The organism is Rhodococcus sp. EPR-147, assembly GCF_001647185.1.
In the GTDB taxonomy this organism is placed as follows: domain Bacteria; phylum Actinomycetota; class Actinomycetes; order Mycobacteriales; family Mycobacteriaceae; genus Rhodococcoides.
Window position 1 is genome coordinate 1 of sequence record NZ_LVCU01000492.1, and the last position, 2143, is coordinate 2143.

Below are 2143 nucleotides of genomic sequence, written 5' to 3' on the forward strand. Positions count from 1 at the left end.
GGTGTAGACGATTTCACGGGCGACCCCGGTCCCGTCGATGGCGAACATGGCCAGTGCGGTGGACAGTGTTGCGCTTGCGATCGACGTGCCGACGGTTCTGACGATCGAGTTGACGCTGTTGGCCACGCCGGTGTCCGCTGCATCGACCTCGGCCATGAGCAGGTTGGGCAGGGCAGCGAACGCGAGACTGACGAACACGTTGATGACCACACCGGCGGTGATCAGTTGCCAGGTGTGATCGTGCGCCAGTGCGACGAACACGAAGCCGACCAGCCCGATCACCGCACCTGCGATCAGAACTCGACGCGGCCCGAAGGACCGGATGAGACGACCGCTGAGGACGGCCGCAACCACGCCGACCGCCGCGCCGGGTAGCAGGTAGACCACGCTCGCCTCGAGAACGTTGGCGGTGAAGCCGTAGCCCGCCACCGCTCGTGGTGTCTGCACGAAGTACGAGCAGGCGAGGAAGTTGACGAACATCCCGATACCGACGAACACGGTGGCGACGTTGGTGGCGAGCAGCGGACCGTGGGTGAGCATGCGGGGCGCGACCAACGGTTCGGCGGTGCGCTTCTCGAGCAGCCACCAGAGCGTCCCTGTCAGTACACCGGCAAGGGCGCAGCCGAGGGTGGCCACCGAACCCCAGCCCCAGGTGCGGCCTTGTGTCAACGCGAGGAACAGGAGCAGGAGGGTCACGGCGAGTCCTGCGGCACCCCACCAATCGACGGTGCCACCGCTGGTCTTCGGTCGCGCGGGCACGCCGAACCAGGCGATCGCGAGGGCGAGCACGACGAACACGACAGTGAGCCAGAACACGCGGTGGTAGTCGGCTCCGTTGGCGGTGAGCAGCCCGGTCAGAACCAGTCCGAAGCCGCCGCCGACGCCCAGTGTCCCGGACAGGACGGCCATCGAGCCGACGAGCTTTCGTGGGGGCATCTCGTCGCGCAGTACCGCCAGCGCGATGGGGAACAGGGCATAGGACACTCCCTGCAGGACGCGACCGACGATCAACCAGAGCAGCGAGTGCGTCAGGGCCGCGAGCAAGGACCCGGCGAGGACGACGGTGAGTACACCGATGAGCACCGGCCGCTTGCCGTGCAGGTCGGCGAGCCGGCCGATGACGGGGGTGGCAATGACCGCTGCGAGGAGGTTGCCCGTCAGTACCCAACCTGCGGCCGTGGTGCTGACGCCGAGTTGGGTGCCGATGGTTCCGACGATGGGGACGACCATCGTCTGCAGAACGGCGAGAGTCATGACGATGAAACAGAGTCCGGGCAGCAGTATGCGGCGGGTGGACATGGAAGAACTACCTCGTTACCTGTCGAAAAAGCACTAGAAGCGACGCAAATAAATTGTTGAATGCATCTAAGTGACTATCAGATATCGCCGAACGAGGGAAGCGGTCCCCGACGACGGCACCGTGTCACTGCGGACGGGTGGGCTTGCCCAGCGCCTTCTGCCGCAGTTCGCTGACGATCTCGTCGTTCCACACATGCTCGCGCACCAGGCGGTAACGCTCCCGGCTCATCCACAGGTACGCCTCCGCGTCGGTGCGGTCCTCGAGGATCTCCGCAGCGCGCACCATGCGCACCACCGGGAGGTACTCCTCACCGAACCAGCGCCGCGCGACGGTACCGCGGTCGACGAACTCGCCGACCTCCTGCATCAACCGGAAGCCCCACGCCTCCACCGATTCGCTCAGCTGGGCGTAATCGAACGGATCGGTCACCTGAACGGCCTCGCGTGCCTTGCCCACCAACGGGACACGACTGAGGAAGATGCGCCGGTGATCCTTGATCAGCAGGTCGCCGCGTCGGGTGATGCCCTCCGGTGAGATGCGGGTGATGATCTAGGTGACGACGGCGTCGATCGACGTCCGGTGCATCGCGAAGGCGATGGAGACTCGATGGTGTCCGTCGACGACGAAGTGCATGCCACCGATGCGGTACACCTGGATCGGCGGCATCGCCTCGCCGCGGCGCTGAGCAGCCGCGAGTCGTTGCCAGCGTTCGCGGATGCGCGCCGACGTCGGCCGAAAGAATCGATCGAAATCACGAGTGCGATCGACGCTGCCGACGATGGTCTCGACGCGGATGACCTGCAGGCCGAGGTGACGCTCGCCCACCTTGCCGAGGGCGGCGAC

At 65.8% G+C, this 2143-nt stretch carries 1 protein-coding gene and 1 pseudogene; both read right to left on the reverse strand.

Features of this window, described 5'->3' with window-relative positions:
* Positions 1–1299: MFS transporter (locus A2J02_RS21125; protein WP_068053136.1), on the reverse strand; the 1299-nt coding region annotated here is incomplete at its 3' end.
* Between the two features lie 124 nt (positions 1300–1423).
* Positions 1424–2143, reverse strand: a pseudogene (locus A2J02_RS21130) (chromosome partitioning protein ParB); the annotation flags it as partial.